Source organism: Streptomyces sp. NPDC088157 (genome assembly GCF_044741545.1).
In the GTDB taxonomy this organism is placed as follows: domain Bacteria; phylum Actinomycetota; class Actinomycetes; order Streptomycetales; family Streptomycetaceae; genus Streptomyces.
Map to the genome: position 1 here is coordinate 374653 of NZ_JBIUSU010000010.1, position 24622 is coordinate 399274.

Annotated in this window: 23 protein-coding genes and 1 pseudogene; 11 read left to right on the plus strand and 13 right to left on the minus strand. The window is 70.9% G+C overall.

Translation table 11 applies throughout. The features are described from left to right. The first annotated feature begins 63 nt into the window (after nt 1-63). Nucleotides 64-1542: an MFS transporter gene (locus tag ACIPFH_RS35855; protein WP_401833291.1), complete on the plus strand. Its 1479-nt coding sequence runs from the start codon at nt 64-66 to the stop codon at nt 1540-1542. Between the two features lie 517 nt (nt 1543-2059). Then, nucleotides 2060-2116, plus strand: a pseudogene (locus ACIPFH_RS35860) (IS630 family transposase); the annotation flags it as partial. Between the two features lie 205 nt (nt 2117-2321). On the opposite strand, the gene ACIPFH_RS35865 reads toward ACIPFH_RS35860, so the two are convergent. The 7 genes from ACIPFH_RS35865 to ACIPFH_RS35895 form a co-directional block, all read right to left on the minus strand. Continuing rightward, nucleotides 2322-2483 (minus strand): hypothetical protein, encoded by a 162-nt coding sequence (locus tag ACIPFH_RS35865; protein ID WP_401833363.1) that lies wholly within the window; start codon nt 2481-2483, stop codon nt 2322-2324. Nucleotides 2484-2649: 166 nt separating this feature from the next. Next, nucleotides 2650-4947 (minus strand): M4 family metallopeptidase, encoded by a 2298-nt coding sequence (locus tag ACIPFH_RS35870; protein WP_401833294.1) that lies wholly within the window; start codon nt 4945-4947, stop codon nt 2650-2652. 760 nt (nt 4948-5707) lie between these two features. Beyond that, a complete protein-coding gene (locus ACIPFH_RS35875; protein ID WP_401833295.1) occupies nt 5708-6478 on the minus strand; it encodes an arylamine N-acetyltransferase in 771 nt (256 codons plus the stop codon). Nucleotides 6479-6620: 142 nt separating this feature from the next. Next, nucleotides 6621-9347, minus strand: a complete 2727-nt coding sequence (locus ACIPFH_RS35880; protein WP_401833297.1) for an AAA family ATPase — start codon at nt 9345-9347, stop codon at nt 6621-6623. 275 nt (nt 9348-9622) lie between these two features. Next, nucleotides 9623-10330, minus strand: coding sequence for an HAD-IA family hydrolase (locus ACIPFH_RS35885; RefSeq protein WP_401833298.1), 708 nt, complete (start codon nt 10328-10330; stop codon nt 9623-9625). A gap of 207 nt (nt 10331-10537) precedes the next feature. Continuing rightward, a complete protein-coding gene (locus ACIPFH_RS35890) occupies nt 10538-11635 on the minus strand; it encodes a Gfo/Idh/MocA family protein (protein ID WP_401833299.1) in 1098 nt (365 codons plus the stop codon). Continuing rightward, a complete protein-coding gene (locus ACIPFH_RS35895; RefSeq protein WP_359129436.1) occupies nt 11632-12798 on the minus strand; it encodes a DegT/DnrJ/EryC1/StrS family aminotransferase in 1167 nt (388 codons plus the stop codon). The genes ACIPFH_RS35890 and ACIPFH_RS35895 overlap by 4 nt, the downstream gene beginning before the upstream one ends. Nucleotides 12799-12980: 182 nt before the next feature. Here ACIPFH_RS35895 and ACIPFH_RS35900 point away from each other — a divergent pair, with 182 nt between their 5' ends. Both ACIPFH_RS35900 and ACIPFH_RS35905 read left to right on the plus strand, forming a co-directional pair. Further along, nucleotides 12981-13424 (plus strand): type II 3-dehydroquinate dehydratase, encoded by a 444-nt coding sequence (locus tag ACIPFH_RS35900; protein ID WP_356261800.1) that lies wholly within the window; start codon nt 12981-12983, stop codon nt 13422-13424. A gap of 80 nt (nt 13425-13504) precedes the next feature. Continuing rightward, complete coding sequence (locus ACIPFH_RS35905) at nt 13505-14227, plus strand: thioesterase II family protein (protein WP_401833355.1); 723 nt, start codon at nt 13505-13507, stop codon at nt 14225-14227. A 168-nt stretch (nt 14228-14395) separates the two neighbouring features. Here the strand turns inward: ACIPFH_RS35905 and ACIPFH_RS35910 are convergent, their stop codons facing one another. Beyond that, nucleotides 14396-14908 (minus strand): GNAT family N-acetyltransferase, encoded by a 513-nt coding sequence (locus ACIPFH_RS35910; RefSeq protein WP_401833302.1) that lies wholly within the window; start codon nt 14906-14908, stop codon nt 14396-14398. A 198-nt stretch (nt 14909-15106) separates the two neighbouring features. Here ACIPFH_RS35910 and ACIPFH_RS35915 point away from each other — a divergent pair, with 198 nt between their 5' ends. The 6 genes from ACIPFH_RS35915 (at nt 15107) to ACIPFH_RS35940 (ending at nt 19418) form a co-directional block, all read left to right on the plus strand. Further along, on the plus strand, nt 15107-15550 hold the full coding sequence (locus ACIPFH_RS35915; RefSeq protein WP_401833357.1) for a hypothetical protein: 444 nt from the start codon (nt 15107-15109) through the stop codon (nt 15548-15550). After that, nucleotides 15547-16206, plus strand: coding sequence for a hypothetical protein (locus ACIPFH_RS35920; RefSeq protein WP_401833303.1), 660 nt, complete (start codon nt 15547-15549; stop codon nt 16204-16206). The genes ACIPFH_RS35915 and ACIPFH_RS35920 overlap by 4 nt, the downstream gene beginning before the upstream one ends. Beyond that, nucleotides 16206-17870: a putative T7SS-secreted protein gene (locus tag ACIPFH_RS35925; RefSeq protein WP_401833306.1), complete on the plus strand. Its 1665-nt coding sequence runs from the start codon at nt 16206-16208 to the stop codon at nt 17868-17870. The genes ACIPFH_RS35920 and ACIPFH_RS35925 overlap by 1 nt, the downstream gene beginning before the upstream one ends. A 27-nt stretch (nt 17871-17897) precedes the next feature. Beyond that, nucleotides 17898-18311: a DUF4279 domain-containing protein gene (locus ACIPFH_RS35930; protein ID WP_401833308.1), complete on the plus strand. Its 414-nt coding sequence runs from the start codon at nt 17898-17900 to the stop codon at nt 18309-18311. Nucleotides 18312-18340: 29 nt separating this feature from the next. Then, entirely contained in the window at nt 18341-18766 is a 426-nt protein-coding gene (locus ACIPFH_RS35935) for a hypothetical protein (protein WP_401833309.1), read from the plus strand. A 73-nt stretch (nt 18767-18839) separates the two neighbouring features. Further along, nucleotides 18840-19418 carry a restriction endonuclease gene (locus ACIPFH_RS35940; RefSeq protein WP_401833310.1) on the plus strand — a complete coding sequence of 193 codons (579 nt, stop codon included), beginning with the start codon at nt 18840-18842 and terminating at the stop codon, nt 19416-19418. 89 nt (nt 19419-19507) lie between these two features. Here the strand turns inward: ACIPFH_RS35940 and ACIPFH_RS35945 are convergent, their stop codons facing one another. Both ACIPFH_RS35945 and ACIPFH_RS35950 read right to left on the minus strand, forming a co-directional pair. Next, a complete protein-coding gene (locus ACIPFH_RS35945) occupies nt 19508-19639 on the minus strand; it encodes a hypothetical protein (protein WP_401833312.1) in 132 nt (43 codons plus the stop codon). A 237-nt stretch (nt 19640-19876) separates the two neighbouring features. Beyond that, a complete protein-coding gene (locus tag ACIPFH_RS35950; RefSeq protein ID WP_401833314.1) occupies nt 19877-20284 on the minus strand; it encodes a YciI family protein in 408 nt (135 codons plus the stop codon). 687 nt (nt 20285-20971) lie between these two features. Here ACIPFH_RS35950 and ACIPFH_RS35955 point away from each other — a divergent pair. Next, the gene (locus tag ACIPFH_RS35955; RefSeq protein WP_401833315.1) at nt 20972-21445 is read left to right on the plus strand and encodes a hypothetical protein; all 474 of its coding nucleotides are present in this window, start codon (nt 20972-20974) and stop codon (nt 21443-21445) included. A gap of 300 nt (nt 21446-21745) precedes the next feature. On the opposite strand, the gene ACIPFH_RS35960 is transcribed toward ACIPFH_RS35955, so the two are convergent. The 3 genes from ACIPFH_RS35960 to ACIPFH_RS35970 form a co-directional block, all read right to left on the minus strand. Further along, nucleotides 21746-21916 (minus strand): DUF5670 family protein, encoded by a 171-nt coding sequence (locus tag ACIPFH_RS35960; RefSeq protein ID WP_045563097.1) that lies wholly within the window; start codon nt 21914-21916, stop codon nt 21746-21748. Nucleotides 21917-22468: 552 nt separating this feature from the next. Further along, on the minus strand, nt 22469-23293 hold the full coding sequence (locus ACIPFH_RS35965) for a cytochrome c oxidase assembly protein (RefSeq protein WP_401833319.1): 825 nt from the start codon (nt 23291-23293) through the stop codon (nt 22469-22471). An 11-nt stretch (nt 23294-23304) separates the two neighbouring features. Next, on the minus strand, nt 23305-23868 hold the full coding sequence (locus tag ACIPFH_RS35970; RefSeq protein WP_401833320.1) for a DUF2243 domain-containing protein: 564 nt from the start codon (nt 23866-23868) through the stop codon (nt 23305-23307). Nucleotides 23869-24622 lie beyond the last annotated feature (754 nt).

Here is a 24622-nt window from a genome sequence, read left to right on the forward strand (position 1 = left end):
CACCAACTGATACCTGACTGAACACCTCATAGAGATCACCCCCCCCAGAAAGGAAAAAGGCATATGTCTGCCTCATCGCCTGCCCGGTCCGCCGGGCGGCCGGGTACGAAGATGGCACTGCTGGCGTTCTGCATGCTCATCTTCTCCATCGACTACAACATCGTGTACGTGGCGCTGCCGGAGATCGGCCGCGAAGTCGGCTTCTCGGCACAGTCGTTGCAGTGGGTCGTCAGCGCCTACTCCGTCGGCCTCGGCGGCGCCCTGCTCCTCGGCGGCCGCGCGGTGGACCGCCTCGGAGCCCGCCGGATGCTCGTCCTGGCCCTCGGCCTGTACGGCGTCGCGTCGGTGGCGGGCGGTCTGGCCACCACGCCCGGCCTGCTGATCGCCGCCCGCGTGGTCCAGGGCCTCGGCGGCGCGCTGCTCTTCCCGGCCACCCTGTCGCTGATCAACACCAGCTTCACCCAGGACGCCGAGCGCAACAAGGCCTACGCCTGGTGGGGCACCGCCGGCGCCTCCGGCGCCATCATCGGCTCGATGGTCGGCGGCCTGCTCACCAACTACCTGGGCTGGGCCTGGGTGTTCTTCGTGAACGTCCCGCTGTGCGTCATCGCGATCGCCGCTCTGCTGTCGAACTTCGCCGCCGACGCGGTGGCACCGGGCGACACCCGCAGGTTCGACATCCCCGGCGCGCTGCTCGCCACCGGCGGTTCCACGCTGCTGGTCTTCGGCCTGATCAGCGCCCCCGAGGCCGGCTGGGGCTCCACCCAGACGGTTCTCACGCTGGCCGCCGGCCTGGCCCTGGGCATCGGCTTCTTCGCCGTCGAGGCCAGGACGGCCGACCCGCTGGCCCCCTCCCGCCTGTTCGGCTACCGCGGCCTGCTGACCGCGATCCTGATCATCTTCGTCTTCCAGGGCGCCATCAACACCCTGCACTACCTGTTCTTCATCCAGCTCCAGGACGTCATGGGCTACAGCCCGCTCGAGGCCGGCCTCGCCTTCCTGCCGATGAGCGCGGTCGCCATGCTCGGCTCCAACAAGCTGCTGCCCAACGTGATCAAGCGCTGGGGCGTCCGCACCGCCCTGTTCGCCGGCATGCTCGGCGTCGGCACCGCCATGATCGTGCTCGCCGCGACCATGTCCACCAGCCACAGCTTCTGGCCGCTGCTTCCGGCGGTCCTGCTGTGGGGCCTGTTCGCCGGCATGATCTACCCGGCGATGTTCATGGCCGCCGGCTCGGACGCCGCGCCCGACGAGCAGGGCGTCGCCTCCGCGCTCACCCAGACCTCCGCCCAGATCGGCGGCGCGATGGGCATGGCCGCGCTGATCGCTGTCGCCAACTCCGGTCTCGACCTGAGCGAGGGCGCCTCCAACCCGCTCGGCGACGTGGTCAACGGCCTCCAGCTGTCCGCCCTCGTCGGCGGCGTCGCGGCCATCGCCGGCGCCTTCCTGGCCTTCCGCGTGAAGACCCAGAAGGCGGCGCCGGCCGAGCAGGTCCCGGTGGAAACGCCCGCCGAGACCCCCCAGCCCCAGACCGTCAACTGACACCAGGGCCCCGCTCACCGCAGTCCCCACCCACTCGCCCGCCAGTGCCCACGCACCGGCGGGCGAGCCCATGTGCCGGCCACCCGCGCGGGCGGGCGGAGGCGGTGCGGCGCGCGGGCGCCGGACCCGGCGGACACGCCAGGGCGACGCGGCGAACGGCCCACCCGGGCCCGCGGACAGCCGGGAGCGCCCGCCGCCCGCACGCCGGCCCCTGCCGGGGCGGGATGCGATTCCTGTCCGGCGTGAACGCCGGGGCATCCCCGCAAGAAACAGGTGAACCGGTGCCGGAGCTCGTGAGCAGCGGAGCGCCCGGCGAGGTGAGGGCCAGACCCTGCGCCAAGTCCGGCCACCGGTCCCGGCCGATCTACCGCATCCACCTCGACCGTGGCCCCGCCAAGTCAGGTGCAAGGGCTTCAACGAGAGCGACTGCGCCCGCCTGCTCGACGCCGCACACCAGCAGCTCGGCGGCCTGATCGTCCTGGGCTGGGTCAATCCGAACACACACGTCAGCCGCACCGTGCGGCAGCTGACAGACGCCCGGTTATGGCTGAGCGTCTACCAACTACCGCCGTACGCACCCGGGTCCAACCCGGTCGAGGGCGTCTGGTCACACCTGGAACGGTCCCTGGCCAGCCTCACCGAACGCAGCCTCGGCCAACTCGCCGCGCTGGTGAAGACCCGGCTCAAACGGATGCGGTACCGACCCGGCCTCATCGACGGCCTCATCGCCAAGACCGGCCCCGACCTCCAACCGCCGTGGCCTCAGCCATCGAAGATCTCTAGAGGGCGCCAGGGGGCAGCAGGTGCGGCGCGCGGGCGCCGAGGATGCCGAGGACCTCGTTCTTCGCCGCACCCCGCAGCTCCGCCGTGAAGGCCAGGTCCACCCGGCCGGTCCTGGCCCAGATCCCGCCGAGGGACTCCGCGCACTCCTGGGCCAGCACACTGGTGAACCCCTCGGCGCGGATGATCCGGATCAGGCACGGGCAGCCAGCCGATCAGGACGGATCCGGCAAAGTCGCCTGGCCGGATCGATCAGCCGTACGGCCCCGCCCTGAGATCAGGCGGGGCCGCACACCTTCGGTGGACGCTCGGGAGGGGGCCCGGCTGTCAGAAACTCAGTTTCCAGGAGTCGATGTACCCGACGTCACCGCCGTAGACGTCCTGGACGCGCAGCTTCCAGGTGCCGTCGGCCGGTTCGGCGGAGGCGTCGACGGTGTATGAGGCGTGCACGTCGGCGGTGCTGTCGGTGGCGCTCGAGCCCTTCAGCCGGTACGTGGTGCCGCCCGGGGCGACGAGGTCGATGATCAGGTCACCGCGGTAGCTGTGGACGATGTCGACCGCGACTTCGAGCGCCCCGGGGGCATTGCCGTCGCGACCGGTCACGATCAGCGGCGACTCGGCAGGGGCCCCGGCGTCGGCGATCCGGACATCGCCGGGATTGACGAAGAAGTCGCCGCCGGAGGGCACGACGGTCCAGCCGATGGTCTTCCCGGTCGACTGCCCGTCGGAGGTGGTCGCCTCGACCGTCGGCATATAGTCACCGGCCTTCTCGGGGAGTCCAAGGATCACGCCGGTGACGGAGTCGATGGACAGTCCCTCCGGCAGACCGGTGGCCGAGTAGGAGACCGCCCCCGGTCGACTGCTCGTCGCCTCGATCCGCACTTCGGCCGGCTGGCCGACGGCCGAGGTCTGCGCCCCCGGCACGGTCAGGGCGATGTGGTTGACGAAACGCGTGCCGACGTTGACGGCCGCCCAGGCATTGCCGACGGCCTCGTACGCCTCGCTGGACCGGCCGAACAGGTCGGCAGCCGCCTGGAGCGTGGACGCACGGGCCTCCGCGTAGTCGGTGGTCGACGTCATGTACGTGGTCAACGCCCGGTACCAGACGTTCAGCGCGTTGTGCAGGCCCAGGCCGGCCACCGGCTGCCCGTCATAGGTGGGGCTGTCGTACGCCACCCCCTTGACGGTCTTCCTGCCGCTGCCCTCGGACAGCAGATAGAAGAAGTGGTTCGCCACACCGGAGGAGAAGTGCGGGTTCAGATCGGCGGTCCCGGGAGACCAGTAGTCCTGTGAACGGCCGTCCTTCGAGGGCTCGTCCATGTAGCGCAGCGGCGTGCCGTCACCGTTGATGTCGATGAGCTCGCCGACCTCGTAGTCGGGGACGTCGTTCGGGTTGTGCGTGAAGAACTCGACGCCGGCGGCCATGATGTCGCTGCTGCCTTCGTTGAGGCCCCCCGACTCACCGGCGTAGATGAGGTCCGCGGTGGCGGACGTGACGCCGTGTGTCATCTCATGGCCGGCGACGTCGAGGGCGGTGAGCGGGTGGAGATTGTCCTCGCCGTCGCCGTAGAGCATGCAGAAGCAGTCGTCGTCCCAGTAGGCGTTGACGACCTCGTCGCCGAAGTGGACGAGGGACTTCGCCTCCCTGCCGTCCCCGGATATGCCGTTGCGGGCGAACTGGTCGTGGTAGAAGTTCCAGGTCTGCTGCGCGCCGTAGGCCGCGTCCACGGCTGCGGTCTGGCCGTTCTCCGGCTTTCCGTCGCCCCATACGTCATCGTCGTCCGTGAACAGGGTCCCGCCGCCCGCTTCACTGCGGTGGGCGTCGAACACCGAGTTGTTGCGCTGGGCATCGACCAGCGCGTAGACATCGTTGTCGCGATTGGTCTGCAGGTTGACCGTGCCGTTGAACTGGCCGTGCCCGACGCCCGGCAGGACGGTCTCGAACTTCTGGAGCTGCTTGCCCGAGGTGGCGTCGGTGATCACATGAAGCCGGCTGGGACCGCCGTCCTCCTGGACGCCGGTGGTGACGGACTCCCAGGCCAGAGTCGGCGTCCCGCCGACAGCCCAGACCACCAGCCGGGGTGCGCCGTCCGCCTCGGCCTGCTTGCCGCCCTCGGACTTCGCGATGCGCAGCGCGGCCTTCCCGGCCGTGGCGGCAGGGACTTCGGCCTTGGTGGTGGGCACCGTGATCCGCGCGCTCGTCGCCTTGTTCACGGTCCGGCCGCTGCGGCGCTCATGGACCACCAGGTCGCCGCCGAGGACGGGCAGCCCCGCGAAGGTGCGTTCGTAGCGGGTGTGCACCGTGCCGTCAAAATCCTGGACGACATCCTTCGCGAGCAGCTTCTCCCTGGCGCCCAGGCCGATGGAAGCGGCAGTGCGGGCGCTCGAGTCGGTGGCGGACTTCAGCAACTTGCCGCGCTGGGAAGTGGTGAGCTCGACGGGCTCGGAACCGGGTCGCAGGACCGGGGCTATCTTCGGGGGGTTGCGCGTCGGGTCCGGGGCGGCCTGGGCGCCGGCGGCGGGCAGACCTGCGGTCGCCAACGCGGTCGCGGCGACACACGCGGCTGCGGCGATGCGTCTGGTCCGAGAGGATCGGGGATCGCGGGCACGTAAGGAGCTTGTCACTCCGGCTCTCCTTCTGACCGTATGAGGGCGGTCATCTGAGACAACGGCTGCCGTGCGGCGTGTAGATCCTGTCAGTGAGCTGTGTGCATTGTCAGGGATCGAACAAGTGATTGACCAGAATTCGATCTTGCCTGAACCTCGAGCCCCGAAGGCCGGCTGTGATCACGTGCGCCTTTACACGCCTGGAACATGCAAGGGGCGGCGACAACTTCGGCCAACTGCACGCCTCGGCACAGGTGCGTGCAGGACGTGCCTTCCCTCAACTCTCCGACGACGACGCCGTCTCCGGCACACCTGGCTGCGCACCCCGCACCTCAACAAGCCCTTCCACCCGGAGGACTTCACCCGCGCCGCCGACGTCCGCCCACGGTCCGTCAGGTCTTGACGATGCGATTCCGGGCCGAGGGGAACTCCGCCCCCAGGGACACGAGTTCGCCGCCGGGTGCGGGCGGACCTCGATCACGATGCCGACGAGGAGCGGGACGGGCGGGACATGCTGCGAAGGCGGCCTCGACCCCGTGCCCTTCGGTGGCCCGCCCACTCACGCAGGCTTCAACTGCTACCGCAGCACGCCTGCGGGCGGCCGGGCGGCCGGTGCCGCCGGCGACTGTCTCCACTGCCCGTCGCCGAGGGTGACGTCTTCAAGCCCCGCAAGGTGCGCAGCGAGACCGGCGGGAGGTGCCGCCGGCCGACGAAGGTGCCCGCCCCCGGGGCCGGGGGAGGGCACCTTCGTCGTCACTGCGGCCTGCTGCGGGCCGGTTCAGAACTCCGGCAGGAGGATCGTGCTGACGGCGGTCTCGTAGTCCGCCGGCTTCACCAGTACGCGGATCTTCTGCCGGCCGCCGGCCACCGTGATCAGCCGCTTGCCGATCAGCGTCAGCTGCCCGGTGTCGAAGGCCCGGCCCCGGATGAGGGTCACCGCGGTGTTCAGCTCGCGCGCGTACTCCCGAAGGCTGGGCTCGCCCCGCCACTCCGACAGCTCCCGCACGACGTCGGGGAAGCGGTAGACGGGCTCCCACGCGCCCTCGTGCGGACGGCGGTTGAGGGTCCAGTACCCCTCCTGCTCATCCAGCCGGTAGGTGCAGCCGTACTGCTCCTGCTCGCCCCCGGCCAGCCGCAGCGGCTCCAGGAACGAAGGACCGGCGAACCCCACGTCCACGAGCCAGCGCTCCTCGCCGAAGCGCACGACATGGAACATGTGCTCCAGCTCGGGCCCGAACGCCCCGTTGGCCATACGGACCCCGGCCGCCATGACGGACACGTCGAAGCCCAGCCGGGTCAGCAGGTTGCGGAACAGGCCGCTGAGCTCGTGACAGACGCCCCCGCGGCCACCGGTGACGACCGCGTCGAACGTCTCGTCGACGTCGATGTCCACGTACTCCCAGATGTCCAGCCCCCGCCCGGCGTTGAGCGAGTTGTCGAACGGCACCTTCATCAGATGCAGCTTGTGCAGGATCCGCAACAGCTCCGGGGTGGGTTCGAGCGAACCCGAATACCCCAGTTTCTTCAGATAGGCCTCTGTGTCGAACACCTGGAACCCTCCTTGCAGGGAAATCGGATGAGGATCGGAAATGAAAGGCAATCGAAAAGGCAATGGCAATGGCAATGGCAATGGGGGTGGGGGTGGGGGTGGGGGTGGGGGTGGCAGCAGCGCGGGGGGAAGACCGTGGCCCTCAGCCCGCCTTCGAGGCGTTCGGCCACAGGAACGACGGCAGGTCCTGGCGGCGCTGTATTTTCAGCTTCCGGTAGACCCGGGTGAGGTGCTGTTCCACGGTGCTCGGCGTCACATAGAGCTTCGCCGCGATCTCCCGGTTCGTGTATCCCATGACCGCGAGCGAGGCCACCCGTACCTCCGATCCCGTCAGTTCCCCCACGGGGCCGTCCTGCCGCGCCGGCGGCGCCTGCCGGTCCGCCCCGCCGTCGGCGCACCCCTCGAGCAGCTCCCGCGCCAGTGGCTGCGCCCCGCAGGCGTTCGCCACGTGCAGGCTCTGACGGAACAGCATCCGCGCCCGCCGCTGCTCACCCACCGTGTTGTACAGCCGGCTCATGTCGCCCAGCACCCGTGCCTGTTCGAAGCGGTCCCCGGCCGACTCCACCAGCTCCAGCGCCTCGGTGAGCAACTGCAGCCCGCGGCCCGGCGCACAGGTGGCCGCGTACAGCCGCAGCGCGATACCGCGGGTGCGCCCGCCGCTCGCGCCCGGCCGGGACAGCTGCTCGTGCACCAGCTGCTTGGCCCGGTCGGTGTTGCCCAGCCGGATGCACGCCTCGGCCGCACCGGCCCGCCAGGGAAGCGGCCCCAGGGCCTGCACGCCCCACTGGCGCTGCAGCTCCCCGCAGGACAGGAAGTCCCCCAGGGCCGCACGATCGTGATGGGTCGCCAGATGGTGGATGCCGCGGGCCTGCAGGAACGCCAGCCCGTACCAGCTCTCGTACATCGCCGGCGGCACCGCCTGCGACAGATGGCGCAGCGCGTCGTCGTAGCGGCCCATCCGGGTCGTGGCGACGACCAGGCTGGACAGCGGCAGTCCGATGGCCACCCCCCACGACTTGGCCGGCAGCAGCTCCAGGGCGCACGTGCCCCGCTCCACGGCCGCGGCCAGGTCGCCCTGGCGTACGGCGATCTCGGCGCGGACCGCCTGGAAGACGGCCTGCCAGGTGGGCGTGGCGCGTTCGGCGGCGTCCGTGACCAGGCGTTCGCACCACTCGGCCGCGCTGTCCGTGCGGTCGCCGTGCACCAGGGTGAGCAGGGCCAGCAGGGCGGCCTCCTCGGACCAGTACGCCGAGCGGCTCAGCCGCAGGTCCCACAGCACCTGCTCGGCCCGTTCCACCGCGACCCGCCGGTCCCGGGCGAGCTCGCCGGCCAGGGCCGCGGCCCGCTCCAGCCAGGGTTCGCTGCGCAGCGCCACCACGGTGTGCCCGCCCGGGCGGCGCGGCCCCGGGACCGGGACGCGGGCCGGGCGGGCGAGCGCGGGATGCGCGAAGGACAGCCACTGCTCCAGGTCGCTCTCCTCCCCGGAGACCTCTCCCCGGGCGGCGGCCGCGGTGCGCAGCCGGCCCAGTGCGTCCGCGGCCTCCTCGGAGCGCCCGTGCCAGAGCAACTGGCGTATCAGCAGCGCGGTTTCGGGGAACCGCAGCCGGCCCGCCCGGTCCGCCGTGACCAGCTGCGGCAGACTGCGGGCCGCGGCGGCGGGCTCGGACTGGAACTCGGTGTGGGCCAGGCGGGCGAGGATCTCGGCCCGCTCGGCCAGATCGCCGCTGGAGCGCTGGGCGAGCTCCAGGCAGACGGCGGCCGCGCCGGGCCGGTCGGCGAGCAGGTCGTGGTCGGCGGCTTCCAGCAGGACGCGTACCGCCCAGGGTTCGTCGGCGCGGCCCGCCGTGAGCAGGTGCCGGGCCACCTGGCCGGCCGGCGCCGCGGCGTCGTACAGCAGCCGGGCGGCCCGCCGGTGCAGGACGGACAGCTCGCGCGGGGCGAGGTCGTCCAGGACGGCCTGGCGGACCGCGGGGTGGCGGAACCCGCCGTCGGGCAGGAGCAGTCCGGCGGCGGTCATCGCGCGCACGGCCGGCTCGACGGGCGCGTCGGCCAGGGTGGCGACGATGTCGGCGTCGGCGTCCGGGCCGAGCACGGCCATGGCGCGGGCCAGCGCGAGCGCGGCCCCGTCCGCCCGGTGCAGGCAGCTCAGCAGCGCCAGGCAGTAGGACGGGCCGACGGCCTCGTCGCCGTCGGAGTCCTCCCAGTCGTCGACGAGGGCCGCCAGCAGCAGCGGGTTGCCGCCGGTGGTGGCGGCGAAGTAGGGAGTAAGCCGGCGCGCGCTCTGCGGGCCCAGGCGCGGGGTGAGGAACGCGGTGACGCCGGCCTCGCCGAGCGGGCCGACCTTCAGCCGCGTGAGCCCGGCCTGGCGCAGCAGCTCCGCGCGCAGCTGGAGGTTGACCGGGGGCACGTCGGTGTTGTCGGTGAAGACCATGGCCATGCGGGCCGAGCGCAGCCGGTGGGACAGGTGCAGCAGCATCCGCAGGGAGGGTTCGTCGGCGTGCTGGACGTCATCGACGGCGATGAGGACCGGACCCTCGGCGAAACGTTCCAGCAGTGCGGCCCACAGGTCGTCGGCGGAACGCGGCGCCGGCGGCGCGTCGCGGTGCGCCCCCGGCGCGTGGGCCGGCGGGCCGGCGTAGCGCAGCAGCTGGTTGACCACCGCGTGGGCGCGGGTGCGTTCGGGCCGGGAGCAGATGGCGTGCAGCAGCTGGAAACCGGCCGCCTCGGCGCGGTCGGCGAAGGCGTGCAGCAGTTCTGTCTTCCCGGTCGCGGACGGGCCTTCGACCAGCGCCGTGCGGCCCCTCCCGGCGAGCGCGGCCTCCTGGACGCGGTGCAGCCGTCCCAGATGTTCCTCGCGTTCGACAAGCATGGCTGATCCCCCAGACGTGGTGGGCGTTCGCGGCCCGCAGCCACTATCGGCGCCACAGGACCATCGGCCGGGAACCGGCCATCCACTCCCACGCCGTCACGGCCCGGCCGGTGAAGGGGGACACCTTCCCGGGCCGTGACGGCGGCCGGGAAACCGCCGGACACGCGGCGGCCCGGGGGAGGGGCCGCCGAAGACGCGGCGGGCCCGGGGGAGGCCGCCGGTGAGAAGGGCTGGGGGAGGCTGTCGGTGAGCAGGGCCGGGGAAGGGCCGTCGGGTCAAGCCGCCCCCACCACCGCCGGGCACAGCGACAGCAGTTCGGAGGGCCGGCGCAGGGCCGCGTCCGGGTCGGCGGCGAGCAGTTCGGCCGCGTCGCACTCGCCCCACAGAGCGGCCACCGCGTCGACGCCGGCGCCGCGTGCAGCCGCGATGTCGGTGACGGCGTCACCCACCATCAGGGCGTCCTCGGGGCGGGCGCCGAGCAGCTCGAGCGCCCGCAGCACGATGTCGGGCGCGGGCTTGGCGCGGGCCACCTCGTCGGAGCCGAGCACATGGTCGAAGTGGTGCAGGACGCCGAGGGTGTCCAGCAGGTGGCGGGCCCGGGCGCCGGCCTTGCCGGTGGCGATCGCGGTGCGCAGGCCGCGCTCGCGCAGCTCCTCGAGGAGTGCGGTGACGCCGGCGAAGAGCGGGACCCGGCCGGCGAGCCGGTAGCTCTCCCGGACGAAGGGCCCCTCCATCTCCAGCGGCAGGCCCATGATGCTCATGATGTCGGGGAAATACCGCCCGAGGTGGCGCTCGTACTCCGCGAACGGAGCCGTTCCGGCCCCGACGACTTCGGCGTAGGCGATCGTGAACGCCTCGCGCATGACCGGGAAGCTGTCCACGATCACTCCGTCGAGATCGAAGACGACCACGCTCTTGGGATGGGTGAACGGACCGGCACCCGGGCCGGCTGCTGCGGAGGCGAAGGCGATACCAGAGTGCACGGGGATCTCCCTGACGTCGGTAGGGGCGCGATGCGTGGTGGGGCGCCGGGGCAGAAGCGGATGCGAAGGCAGAAGGCAGAAGGCAGAAGCAGAGACAACAGGCCACAGGCACAGGCACACGGACAGGGGCAGGGACAGGCCTGAGGGGGAGGCGGGGAGAGGCCGGCCGCCCGTGCCGCCGGGCGCGGCACCGGGCGGCGGCACGGCTCACAGCGCGGCGGCCGCCGCCGGTGCGGGCCGGACCCGGCGGGCCGAGCCGTAGAGGCGCTCGATGACGGTGATGGTCCGCCGCGCCTCCCAGACGGCCCTGCCCTGGTAGCCGGGGTCGGCCAGGAGCTGTGGCAGGGCGTCGAGCTGACGGTCGTACTCCGCGCCGACGCTCTCGTCGCCGAACGCCACCGGCACGGACTCGCCCGCGCGGCTGAGGATCAGTTCGGAGCCGCCCGCGCGGTTGGGGCTGAAGCCGAAGGTGCACCGCAGCGAGAGCGCCGCCGTGCTGCCCTCGACGCGGATGGTGGTGGTGTCCAGCGCCTCGTGCGAGGCCCAGCTGGCCCGCAGGGCCACCGAGACCCCGCTGGAGGTGACCAGGAAGCCCCGGGCGGTGTCCTCGACGTCCCCGCCGCCGGCCCGGGCCGGACCGCTCTCGCCACGCCAGGAGGTGGCGTGCGCGGCGGCGTTGATGAAGTCGCCGGAGACCGTGCCCAGGACGTGCTCGTAGTCGACGTCTCCGAGCAGCGGGGTGACCGTGTCCAGCAGGTGCCAGCCCAGGTCGACCAGGGCGCCGCCGCCGGAGAGATCGCCGCGGGTGAACCAGCCGCCCGCGTCCGGCACCCCCTTCGCCCGCACCCACGACACCTCCACGTGCCGGATCTCGCCGGCCTCGCGGGCCACGGCGGCGCCCAGGGCGGCGACGTCCGCGCGGTAGCGGGCGGCGCTGCCCGCGAGCAGCACCGCACCCGCCTCGCGCTCCGCCGCGGCCAGCTGGTCCGCCTCGGCGGAGGTCAGGCAGACGGGCTTCTCCAGGAAGACCGGCACCCCCCGGCGCAGCAGCCCGCAGGCGACCGGGCTGTGCAGATGGTTGGGCACGGCCACCACCGCGAGGTCCGCGACGTCCGGCGTCACCTCCGCGACGTCGGCCAGCACCGCCACGTCCGGCCACGCCGCCGCGGCCGCCCGGCGGGCGGCGGGGGAGGGGTCCGCCACCGCGACCACCCGGTACGCCGGATGCGCGGCCAGCCGGGACAGCCAGATCTCCCGCCCCGCCCAGCCCAGCCCCACCACGGCCACCCGGATGGGCGTGGTCACAGTGCCGCCAGGGTCTCGGAGACGATGCCGGCGATCTCGTGCATCTGCTCCTCGGTGCCGAGCAGGGTGCGGTGGTGCAGCCAGATCGCGTCCGCGTACACGGCCTCGGTGTTCGGGCAGCGGGCGGCGATCGCCTCGACGGACTCCTTCGGTGCGCCCGTCTCCCAGAAGCCGTCGGAGCGGTAGATCGCGCGGAACGCGGCGAACGCCGGCAGCCCGCGCTCGATGAGCGCGTCGACGAGCTGGTTGCGGCGCTCGGCGCTCATGCCGGGCATCCGGAACATGGCCATGTAGTGCGGGTTACGGGTGACCCGCTCGTCGATGACCTGCGCCTGGACGCCGTCGATCTCCTCCAGCAGCCCCGACAGCACCGGCCAGTTGCGCTCCCGGGTGTCGATCTGGCCCTCCAGGCGGGCCAGCTGGGCGCGCAGCACACTCGCGGAGAACTCGTTCATGCGGAAGTTGGAGCCCGAGGTCTTGTGGAAGTAGTACCGGTCGCTGCTCGGCCGGCCGCAGCTGTGCCGCAGGAACGCCTCCTCGCGCTGCGCGGCGTCCACGAAGGTGACCAGACCGCCCTCGCCGGCCGTCATCAGCTTGCCGTTCTGGAAGCTGAACGCGGCGACCGCGCCCAGCTCGCCGACCTTGCGGCCCTCCCACTGAGCGCCGTGCGCGTGCGCGGCGTCCTGGATCAGCGGCACGCCGCTGTCCGCGGACAGCTTGCCCAGCGCGTCCATGTCGCACATCTGACCCGCCATGTGCACCGGCATGATCGCCGCGGTGCGCGCGGTGACGGCGTCCGCGGCGGCCACCGGGTCGATGTTGAAGGTCCCCGGGTCGATGTCCACCGGCACCGCGACGGCACCCAGCCGCTGGGCCGCCTGCGACGAGGAGATGAACGTGAACGCCGGCACGATGACCTCCGTGCCGGGCCCCACGCCCAGGACCTGCAGGGCGAGTTCGAGGGCGTGCGTGCCGTTGGTGACCGCCAGGGCGTGGTCGGTGCCGTGGTACGCGCCGAACTCCTCCTCGAAGGTGTCGACCTCACTGCCGCCCATGCGCCACCACTGGCCCTGGTCGAGAGCGCGTACCAGACCGGTGCGCTCTTCCTCTCCGAACTGCGGCCACGCCGGGAATTCGGGCTTCGGCCGGGAATTCTGAGTCATTTCTTTTTACGCTCCTTCGCGGTCAAAAGCTGTGCCGCGAATCTACCGGCGCCCAAGTGACCCGGTCATCCCCCTACAGGGCCCCTATGTCCCCCTTGTCGAAGGGTTGGGAAAGGAGCACCAATTCCGCTGCACAAGTCCGTGCTTTAGCTTTTTCAGCAGTGCAGTCATCTGGAGGCGATATGAGCGAACTGCTGCTGTTGAACGGGCCGAACCTCGGCATCCTCGGGCGCCGCGAGCCCGAGATCTACGGCACCGAGACCCTGGACGAAATCGCCGACGCCGTGGCGGACGAGATCGCCGACCGCGGCTGGAAGGTGAAGAGCGTTCAGCACGAATCGGAGGCCGAACTGATCCGCGCCATTCAGGACAGCTACGACACGGTCGGCGCCATTGTGAATCCCGGGGCACTGATGATCGCCGGCTGGAGCCTGCGGGATGCCCTCGCCAGTTACCCACGACCCTGGATAGAGGTGCACATCTCCAATATCTGGGCGCGGGAGTCCTTCCGGCACGCATCCGTGATCGCCCCGATCGCCGACGGACTCATCGCCGGCCTCGGAGCCACGGGCTACCGGCTCGCCGCCCGGGCCCTGCTCACCCTCACCCCGGCCGAGACCCGGTGAACACGGCCCCACCGGCGCACGGCCGCCCCTCACCGGGCGGCCGTGCACCCCGCGAACCCACCCCGCCCGACAACCCCTTCATCCGCCGCTTCCAGCCCGCCCCCCAGGCACCCGTACGGCTGATCTGCCTGCCCCACGCGGGCGGTTCGGCCGCCTTCTACGCCCCCCTCGCCCGCGCACTCGCCCCCGCGGCCGACGTACTGGCGATCCAGTACCCCGGCCGGCAGGACCGCCGGGCCGAACCGGGCATCACCCGCCTCACCCGCCTCGCCGACCTCGTCGCCGACGCACTCGCCCCCTGGACCGACCGGCCGTTCGCCGTCTTCGGCCACAGCATGGGCGCCCTGCTCGGCTACGAGGTGAGCGCCCGCCTCGAAGCGGCGGGCACCGCCCCCCGCGCACTGATCGCCTCCGGCCGGCGGGCACCCTCCCGCCACCGCACCGAATCGGTCCACCTGCGCGACGAACAGGGAGTCACCGACGAACTGCGGCGCCTGGGCGGCGTGGACCCCGCCTTCCTGGACGATCCCGAACTGCGCACGATGATCCTGCCCGCCGTCCGCAGCGACTACGAAGCCATCGAGACCTACCGTCACACCCCCCGGCCACCCCTGCACATCCCCCTCACCGTCCTCACCGGCGACAACGACCCCCAGGTCACCGCCGAAGAGGCGGCCGCCTGGGCGGAACACACCACCCACCCCCTCACCCTGCACACCTTCACCGGAGGCCACTTCTATCTCAACGAGCACATGAGCGAGGTACAGGCCGTCCTGCGCCGCGCCCTGACAGACGGCGGGTGAGACGCAAACCGCCAAACCGCCGCGCCGCCGCGCCGGGGAGCCGGGCCGGACAGCCCGCAACCGGCGGCCACCGCCGGCGCCCCAGCCGCCGGCTGCGCCGCGCTCCGCCCGGCCGGGCGCATGGGACGAACCCCTCGCCCAGCAGGTCACCACCGGCAAGATCACGCTCTACGGCTGGACTTCCAGGTCACGCTGAAGATCACGCTGATACCAGGTCCCCGGCTTACCGCCGAGGTCGGCCGGGTCGGCCGGGCCGACCGGGACGAACCCGGCCTTGGCCAGCACCTTCTGGGACGCGGCATTCGCGTGGGCGGCGGCCGCCCGCAGGCGGCGCAGTCCGTGCCGCGCCACCGCCAGCCGGCACAGCTCCCGTACCGTCGCGGTCGCCACGCCGCGGCCGGCCACGCTCTGCGCAACCCGGTAGCCGAGTCCGGCAGTACCGTCCTGCAAGTCGTACAGGTTGAACCGGCCCACCACCGAGCCGTCCTCGGCGAGGAGCACGTAGAAGGCACAGATGCCGGCCTCCTGCTCAGCCAGCAAGGCGCTGAGCCGGTCGGCGAACCGGTCGAAGAACTCGTCGCCGCGGTCGGAGACCGAGGCGGCGAAGTAGGCGCGGTTCGCCAGCTCGAAGGCCAGGACCGCCGGGGCATGGGCGGCATCCAGCCGCTTCAGCTCGGGCACCGCCCGACTCTACCCAGAGGGCGCGCCAGGGGCACAACAGTTCACCGCGGCACCGGATGAGACCTCCTCCGAAGCCTCGTCAGCCCTCGTTGTCTGCGCCGACACGCCGATGTGATGATGGCGACCGTGTCCACCAACGGGGAAGACAGCACGGCAAACGCACACAAACCAAGGTCCCGCTTGTCCGATTACGTGGACATGGACGTCCCGGCACCCGCTGAGCATGCCCCGCAGCCGGCTGCCGAGGATCCTGAAGCGGCCGCGCGCGGGCGGCGGTTCGCGCAGCTGCTGGAGGAGTTCCGGCATACGGCGGTGCTGGTGCCGCTGGGTGAGGCGGACGGCCCGGACCGTGAGCGGGGGCTGCTGACCGCCGACTGGAACGGGGTGCGGTTCATCCTGGCGTTCTCCGACGGGCAGGCCCTTGCCCGTTATGCCCGGGCGCGGGGCGAGTTCGCCCGGGAGTGGACGTATCAGACGGTCCTCGGCGCGCGGCTGCTGGATGTGGCGGTCCCGGCCGCCGGGGTGCCCTGCGGGGTGGCGCTGGACTGCGCGGACGGGCCGGACGGGATGGTGTTTCCGCCGGTGCGGGGCGTCGTGCCCGACGACGCGGCGGTGGACTTCGAGACGGGGGGCGCGCCATGACCGGTGGCGGGGACAAGGACTTGAAGGCGGCCGGGCTCGCCCTGATCGCCCAGGGCCTGACCGAGGCGCTGGGCGAGTTGAAGGAACTGGGCATGGTGGGCGAGGCCGGTGCCGGGCGCGGCTTCGGCGACATCGCCCTGTCCGGGCTGGAACTCGGCCACGAGGGGCTGACGGGCGAGTTCAAGTCGTTCTGCGAGCGCTGGGAGTGGGGCGTGCGCTCGCTGATCAACGAGGGCAACGGCTTCGCCGAGAAGACGCATCTGTCGGCGGGCACGTACTACGAGACCGACCAGTACGTCGAGGGCAGTTTCAAGGTCGTCGCCAACTCCGCCATCGGCAATCCGTACGCCTCCGAGGAGGAGGTTCAGAAGATGGGCTGGGGCGGCATCGCGAAGTCGGGTGTCTACGGCGGCGACGTGGACTACAGCAAGGACTCCTTCGACCAGGCGCTGGCCAACAGCGGGCAGGCCTGGAAGGACGCGGGCCGGGACGTGATGACCTCGCACACGGTCGGCCCGCCGGGCCTCAACCCCGAGAACCTGCACGGCACGCTGGGGGTCTCGGACCAGGAATACGACAGTTTCCTGGACGACACCTTCGGTCCCTCTCCCGAGGAACGGGCCAAGGCGGCCGAGCAGCAGGGCGCTGAGGGCTGATGGGGCTGGGAGACCTCACCAACTCGCTCCTGGGCGGCGCGGAAGACCTCTACGACGCGGGCAAGAAGAAGGTCGGCGAGGGCGTCGACTGGGCCACCGACAAGGTGGGCGAGGGCCTGGACAAGGTCGGTGCGCACGACTGGGCCGACAGCGTGCAGGACTGGGGCGACGAGGTCGCCTCGGACCTGGGCGCCACCCCCGGTGAGCAGCAGCTCGGCCAGAGCGAGGAGGCCAACGAGCTCGTCCACGGCAATCCGGACAGGATCCGCGAGAGTGCCAAGCACCTGAAGGACTTCCACGGCGCCTTCGACAAGGTGAACGCGGGGCTGAAGAAGGTCGACTCCTCCGGCTGGCTGGGCGAGGGCGGCGACGCCTTCCGGGAGAAGTTCGGCGTCCATCCCGCCAAGTGGGCACAGGCGGCCGAGGCGTGCGACGCGGCGGCCGGGGCGCTGGAGTCGTACGCGGGCACCGTCAAGTGGGCGCAGGGCCAGGCCAAGGAGGCCGTGGAGCTCTACAAGAAGGGCGTGCAGGCCTCCAGGGACGCCGCCGACGCCTACAACAAGAACGTCGACGCCTACAACGCCAAGATCAAGGCGAACGAGGACCCGGGCCCCAGGCCTGAACCGTTCAAGGACCCCGGCAAGACCGACATCAAGGCGGCTGCCGAGAAGCTCGCCGAGGCCCGCAGGCAGCGCAACACGGCCGCCGTTGAGGCGCAGGGCAAGGTGAAGGCGGCCCTCGCGCACGCACCCGCCGAACCGCCGCCGCTGGAACGCCTCGGCAACGACTTCGCCGACGGCTACAAGGCCGTCGACACCGAACTCACGCATGTCGTCGGCGGCGCCCTCAAGGGCACGGCCGGACTGCTCAACTTCGTCCGCGGCCTCAACCCCACCGACCCCTACAACCTCACCCACCCGGCCGCCTACCTGCAGAACGTCAACATGACGCTGGCCGGCCTGGTCTCCACCGCATCGCATCCCGAACGGGTCGTCCAGGCCGCCGTCGACGGCTTCAAGAAAGACCCCTCCGAGTTCGTCGGCCGCCTCATCCCCGAACTCATCGGCACCAAAGGCGCCGGCCTCGCCCGCGGCGGACTGCGTCTGGCGGCGAAGGAGGGCCTGGAGACGGCGGCACAGCGCGCAGCGCGCGAGGGCCTGGAGCGGCAGGCCGCCAGAGGCGCCGGGGACCCCATGCCCGAGCGCGCCGACGTCATGCAGGCGCTGCGCGACTCCAAACCGGAGGTCGTCAAGAAGGACTGGCCGGACACCGACGGCCGCTACTACGCGGACCGGGTACTCGCCGGTGGCCGCCCGGACGGAGAGAAAGTCTTCGCCGGTCACGGCTACCTCACCCGCAACGCCGGCGACGTCGTGGTCCCCGAGGGAACCAACATATCTTTCTACGTGCAACACGGAGAACCACTTCCGGGACTCAACGGCCTTACCGTCGAGCGAGGTGTCTACCCGGGAGGTTATGTGGAGACATTCGGGCCGCGCGACGTAATTCCGAACTACACGCTGGGGCCTCCCGCCCCCATGGGCGGCGGAGGTTTCAGTGTGTTCGAGAATTCGACGACCGTCGGCGAGCGAGCCACCCTGAAAGATCTGCTGGAGCCGGGCATGGGAAATGTTCACTGGGCGGCGTGCCGCGAGATTAAGTAGGATGTCCCGACCTGCGAGGAGCCATACATGGATGTAGTAAAGAAGCGTGACTGGGTATTGACGGATGTGACACTCGTGATCAGTGGAGGGGATCTCCAGCCCCAGGAGATGACGTCCCTTCTCGGTATCGAGCCCACTGGCGTGCGCAACCCGGGCCCCAGCAAATGGGCCCGGCCGGGCGACGTCGACGGACTGTGGAGCATCAGCTGCGACGAGCACGTCAGCCGGGACTTTCACGAGCAGATGAACAACATCCTTTCCACCATGGAGAGCAAGCGGGGCGAGCTCGCGCAACTGGCCGGACGCGGATATGGGGTGACCGTCGAAGTCTACGGATTCGCCGGGAACGACTGCTCTCTCGCCCTCCAGCCGGAGGAACTCAAGAGAATCGCCCTTCTCGGATTCCCCCTCCGGGTCGCGGCCAACATGAACGAACGCTGAAAAAGAACAGTCATAAAACTGGAGCGAATTTGAAGACGTGGGGCAACCTGAGCACGTCCCTGGTGGTATCAGGTCGGGAAGTGGATTCCGCTTCCCTGCGCATCGAGTTGCAACTCGCCGGCCGTGAAGAGTTCTCTTCGTCCGACGGCGTGGGAATCTATTCCGGCCCCGGCTGGGCCACGCTCACCGTTGACGAGCGGCACTCGCAGAGCACCGACGAACAGGCCGCGGAACTCCTCCGGGTCCTCAGCCCCCGCAAGCAGGCGCTCGACGCGCTGAAGGAGGCGGGCAAAACGGTGAAGGTCGATGTGTCAGGCATCGCCGAATCAGGATCGGCACTCTTCATCTCACCGGACGTTCTCGCAGGTCTCGCAGAGCTGGAAGTCCCCGTCACCTTCACGACGGTCCGGGCATCCGGGCAGGACGAGGAAGACCCGCTCGCCTGGCTCGGCTGACCACCCGGCGGCCCGGCCGCAGCTGTGCGCAGGCAGGCGAGAAGCAGGACGACACTCAACACAGGGGGCGTTCATGGGTACGGTGCTGCTCGTCACGTTAGCCGTCATGGTCGTCGGGACCGTGGCGGCCAGCCTGGTGCGCGCCGGTCTGCGTGAGGCGCAGGCGGAGAAGGCGCGCCTGGCGCAGGAGAGCCGCCGTCAGGCCCGCCGCTCACTGGAGGCGGTATGGGCGATGGACGACCGCCGGTTCGAGGAGTTCGTCGCCGGCCTGTGCCGCCGCGACGGGTGCACCGACGTGAAGCGGGTCGGCGGCGCCGGTGATCTCGGGGCCGACGTGACGGGACTCCTGCCGGACGGGCGCCGGTTCGTCATCCAGTGCAAGCGCTACGCCAAGCACCGCACCGTCGGCAGCCGCGACATCCAGACGTTCAATGGCACGGCGCGCCTCGAGCACGGTGCCGACGTCCCTGTGTTCGTCGCCTCCTGCGTCTTCACCAAGCCGGCCCGCGCCTTCGCCGCCCGCCACGGCCTGTGTCTGATCGACGTCAACCTGCTCGGCTTCTGGAACAACGGCACCCCGCTGATGTCGTTCCTGGAGCTGGACATCGCCCGCTCCGGCAGCCACCGCAGGCTCCGCCCCGACGCCGGGTAGGCATGCGCCCCTCCTCCGGCAAGCCGTCACATCCGCCGCGGTAGCGGCACTGACCAACGCGCCCGGTCCAGTGCTGTCACCCTTGGCTGTCAGGGGCGGCGTGCCCAGAACAGGGCATGCCCGCCGTCACCCTCCGGGACGAACTCCTCGCCCTCGACCATGAGACCGGCCTCGTTGATCCACTCGCGGTTGGTGGCGGCGTCCGCGTGGCTCCACCACATCGGGGCCCCGCCACCGAGCCAGTTCTCCTCGGTTCCGGTCCATTAGCCATGCCCGGTGGCGGCCACGAACCAGCCTCCCGGACGTAGCAACCTGGCGATCTTCCGCAGCGGACGCCGCCCGGCACGCCGGGCGACAGCGGGCCGGTTGCCGGTGCCGGTTGCCCGTTGCGGGGACGGCGTGAGCCGTGCGGATACCGTCCCAGGTCCCGGTGAGGGCCTGACCGGACAGGGCGGAGGTCACTCGGTGATGGTGGGGTGCGCGGCCAGGAACGGGCGTACCTCGAGCCACTCGTGGATCGGCTTGCCGCCCGCTCCGGGGGCGGCCGACAGCTGACCGGCCAGTTCGACGGCGCGCTCGTAGCTGTCGACGTCGATGATCATCCAGCCGGCGATGAGGTCCTTGATCTCGGCGAACGGTCCGTCGGTGACGGGCGGGCGGCCCTCGCCGTCGTAGCGGACCCAGGCTCCCTCGGGGGCCAGGGCCTGACCGTCGACGAACTCGCCGGTCTTCTCCAGCCGGGCCGCGAAGTCGTTCATGTACTGGATATGGTCCGAGATCTCCTGTGGCGTCCACTGGTCCATCGGGACGCAGTTGACCGGAGCGGGGGCGCCTCGGTAGTGCTTCAGCAGCAGGTACTTGGCCATCGTGGTTCTCCTCGGTACGGGTGCGGCCCCTTGCGGTCGCCTTCACAGCGGGGACGGAGCCGGCCACGGGTTCTCGACATCGCCGCCCACATCATTTTCCGGCGTTCGCGGATGAGTCTGGGTGAGCCCTCTCGCGGTGTGGTGCGCTGTGGTGAGAGGGCGAGAGCTACGAAGATCGGCACCGACCAATCAAGGCTCCGCGGGCCCACGCCCGCGGCCCGGGCGCTGCGGTATCCGGCTGTGCGCGTGGGCATCCCTCTCGTCACCGTGGGGCTCGCCCAGTTGTTCCGCCGGGAGGTACCGGACCTGGCTGCCGGGCCTGACGGTGCGGCTCTCCGGGCGGTCGCTGCGCAGACTCACTCCAGCCGGCCACTTTGTGCCGAGGCCGGCAGACGGAGATCACCGACTCGCCGGTGGACTTGTTCGTCCGGCTCGTACTGTGGGTCCGCCCGGTAAGGGAAGAAGTCTCGAAGCAGGCGGGGGTAACTCATGGGAAACGCACGCAAGTTGCTCATACCGGCCACCGCTGCGGCAGCGCTGCTCACCGTCTCGGGATGTTCGCAGGATGAGCCGGCCGCCCAGGCTTCCCCGTCTGAGCTCGCCCACTACACGGCCGCTCCCGACTCGGCCACTGCGACGCAGAGCCCCACGACGGCCGTGCCCGCGGAGTGCGTGAAAACCAGTGGCATGAGCGTCGCGCAGCTGACCGGCTATCTGAAGGAACTGCGCAGCGGCAGCGGCGAATACCAGTCCAGAGGCCTGACCCTGGACTCCTCCGGTCTGAACTTCACCCCGGAGGCAATCCAGAGGCCGTGCGAGGCAGTCACGGTGAAGCTCGCCCGCTACTGGGTCGATGTCGAGAAGACGAGGGAGGCGACTGCCGTCAGCCCAGCCCGCTACGAGTACCAGTACACGCTGATCGGCTTCACCTCCCACAAGGCCGGCCCGCAGGACGGCAGAGTCCCCGATACCGCGCCACCGGGGGGCAGCGACTGCCAGGGCACGGTTTCGGTGGCCTACCTCGGCGAAGACATTCCGCCGCAGTCCCTGCCGGACGACCTGGAGCTGATCGATACGACAGCACCCCTCCCGGTCGAGGTGGACGGAGACGGGGTGCTGTCCGCGATGTACGTCTCGCCCATCGACGTGGAGTCCTGCTGACCGCCGATTTGGGCCGACACGCCCCCGGCGGCCACGAACGGCGACCTCCGAAGGCCAAAGTCTCAGGCGGCCGAAGCCCCGAAGGGATCAATGGGTCACCCCCCGCATGCTGCCCGCCGCCGCGACCGTGCGCCGCGCCTTCCCCCGCCACGCCCTGGACGGAGCCGACGTCCGCAGCGCCCTGCCCGGTGCCCGGGAAGGTGCTGGTTACACCGTTTGCCCGAAGAGAGGTTCTGAGGCGGGACAGGACTGTGGGCCCCGGGTGTTCCCGGAGCCCACAGGTCGGTTGCGTGTGGTGGGTTACCAGCGATACCAGCGGCCCCTGCGGCCGCCGGTGTCCGCACTGCGCATGACGAAGCCCAGCAGCCAGACGACCAGCACGATGACGGCGATCCACCACAGTGCCTTCAGCGCGAAGCCCGCGCCGAAGAGGATCAGGGCCAGCAGAAGAACGAGAAGCAGGGGAACCATAGTTATCAACCTCCGTCGCTCCTGGTGCCCGGCGAATCGAAGAACACACGGCCGATTTACCTGGTTTCTTCACCACTCTTGCGGGCAGAAGGCCCAGCTCCTTCACCGGCGTTCACCTCACCGCCCGGCGGGTGTGCCCTGCGGTGCTGCACCAGCCCGCCGACGACGCCCCAGAACTGCCGGGCGGCCCTCTTCCCTGCGCTCAGCAGAAGCCCGATGAGGAACAGACCCCGCGTCCATGGCGCCCTGGCCGCCCCTGACGCGCGGTCCTGGGGCTTGGCACGTGAAAGGCGTTCTCCGCAAGCTGCTGATCACAACCTGCCTCCCTCCTGCTGGCCTGCGCCGCAGGCCTGGCATTCGCCCGCATCGCGTCCGGCGGCTTTGTCCACCAGGCACGGCAGCAGTTGCACGACGTCGGGAGGCACCTCAGCGCTTGCGGTGTTCGATGTTCGAGAAGCGACAGCCGCCCTGGCGCGACTCTGGACGCTTGGTCGCGCAAGGCGGAGGACCGGTGGGGTCTACCGCAGCGAAGCTGCTCGATGGCGCTTGGTGTCAGGCGTGTGCCGTGGCCTCACGGGGAGCGACAGCTTCACGGTGCGCCGCGCGCCGGTGTTCGGGGCGCCAGGTGGCGACCAGGGCAGCGGCCAGCAGCAGTTCGGCGATGTCGCCGCCGTAGTACATGATCTCCGCGCCGCCCTGCACCTGGTAGATGGGGGCGTGGATGTCGACCCAGAAGCCCCCGTACATCAGCTGGGAGATCACCGCGTGCACCGCGATCGCGATACCGAGGCAGACCAGCCGGGCGCGCACGCCGGGACGGGACGGTGCCGGGTCGGGCCCGGCGATGACATGGGCGAAGAGACAGCCGGACAGCAGGAAGTGCGCATGCAGCAGCCAGTGCGCGGCCGGGCTGCCCGCGGTCGCGTTATAGAGGGGGGTGAAGTAGAGCACCGCGAGGCTGCCCGTGGACAGGGCCAGCGCGACCGCCGGGTGGGCGATCACCCGGGCGGGCGGGCTGTGCAGTACGGCGGTCAGCTGCCGCCCCCGGGCTGCGGGCAGGATGCGCAGCAGGAGGGTGACGGGGGCCGCGAGGACAAGCGCGAGAGGCGCGAACATGCCGATGAGCATGTGCTGGGCCATGTGGCCGCGGAAGTCCTCGTGCGCGAACGGGGCCACAGGCGGCAGCAGGGCCACTCCGAGCAGGACGGTGCCGGTCAGGAAGCCGGCGATCCGCCACCGGCTCCATCCCTGGGCCGGGTTGCGGCGGCGGGCCCGGCGGGCGAGCAGCAGGTAGCTGCCGGCGCCGGCCAGCAGGACGAGGGCGGCCACCAGCCACCCCGGGAGGCTGCTGCCCGCGGTGTGCCCGTGTGCGGGCATGTCGTGGTCCATCACGCGGGCCGGCCATCGTGCCGCCCGGCGGGGGCGCCCGGGTCGAAGGGCCGGCCGCTGCGCTGGAGCAGGCAACCGCCGGCGACCAGCAGGGTCCCCACGACGAGGAAGCCGATGTCCCACCAAACCCGGCCGTCTCCGGCATGGACGTGGTGGATGCCCAGGATGTGGTGGTCCAGAACGCCTTCGACAAGGTTGAACAGGCCCCAGCCGACGAGCATCCAGCCCCACAGCACCCGGGAGGTCCACACCCGCCGCCTGTTGTGGGTCACCCGCGAGTACAGGACGGCGAGGCCGAGGAGGACCGCGAGCCAGCACACGGTGTGGAAGATGCCGTCCCAGAGGGTGTTCATCTCCAGGCCCGAGACCGTGTGGGGGCTGTAGTACTTCACCCCGATGCGGTCCTCGTTGGTGCTGGAGAGCATGTGGTGCCACTGAAGCAGTTGGTGCAGCAGGATGCCGTCGACGAACCCGCCCATCCCCACACCGAGCACGATGCCCGGCAACTGGATACTCCTCGGCGGTGAGAACCCGGCCCGCGCTTCGCCCTCCATGGTGGCCATCGATCTCCGCTCCTGCTCCTGGGCTTCGATGGAACATGCCTCAGGGGCAGGTTCCCCTCTCCACGGCGCGCACGCATGTCCTCCCTCGGCCCGGACAAGCTACTGGGATACGTTCCGGCAGGAGGCGACCCGAAGCGTCCCAGCCGTCGCCGCGCTTGAGGGGGTCCTTCACAGGGGAACGCCGAGCCCCGCGTCCACGTCCTCTTCGGCGACGTCCCACCGCCGAGTCCTCGAACCCCCGCCCGCGACCCGTTCGCCACCGTCGATCCTCGTACGGGTCATGGCGGACACCTGGCAGCACCTCGCTCCGATAGCCGGCCCCGCCCCGCGGCCCCCGACCCGGAACCGCCGTCCCGGCGCTGTCAACGGGCCCGAGGCCGGGCACGGATGCCGTGCCCGGCCCGGAGCGGTGCCTGCGTCTGGTGGGCGGTGCCGTGGTGGACGACGTGGGCGCGCCCCGTGCCTGGCGATATGCAACGGCGCCGGCCGGAGCGGCTGCCCAGCCGCATGGGGGGTATTCGTATGCCTGTTCCCTGTGCCGTTCGTGGGTGACTATCTCGCAGTCGGGTGCACGAAAATCTATGTTGGCTGGAGTAGACATTGGGTGGCGGTCCGGTTATGGTTTCTCTCGTAGCCGAGATCAAGAAGGGCCCGGTAGACACGAACTGCCGGGCAGCAGTACGCAGTTGCATTGCGCAGGACGGTGCGGCGGTGGAGTTTCGAAGCCAGGGTTGTTGCAGGACGGCGACGGGAC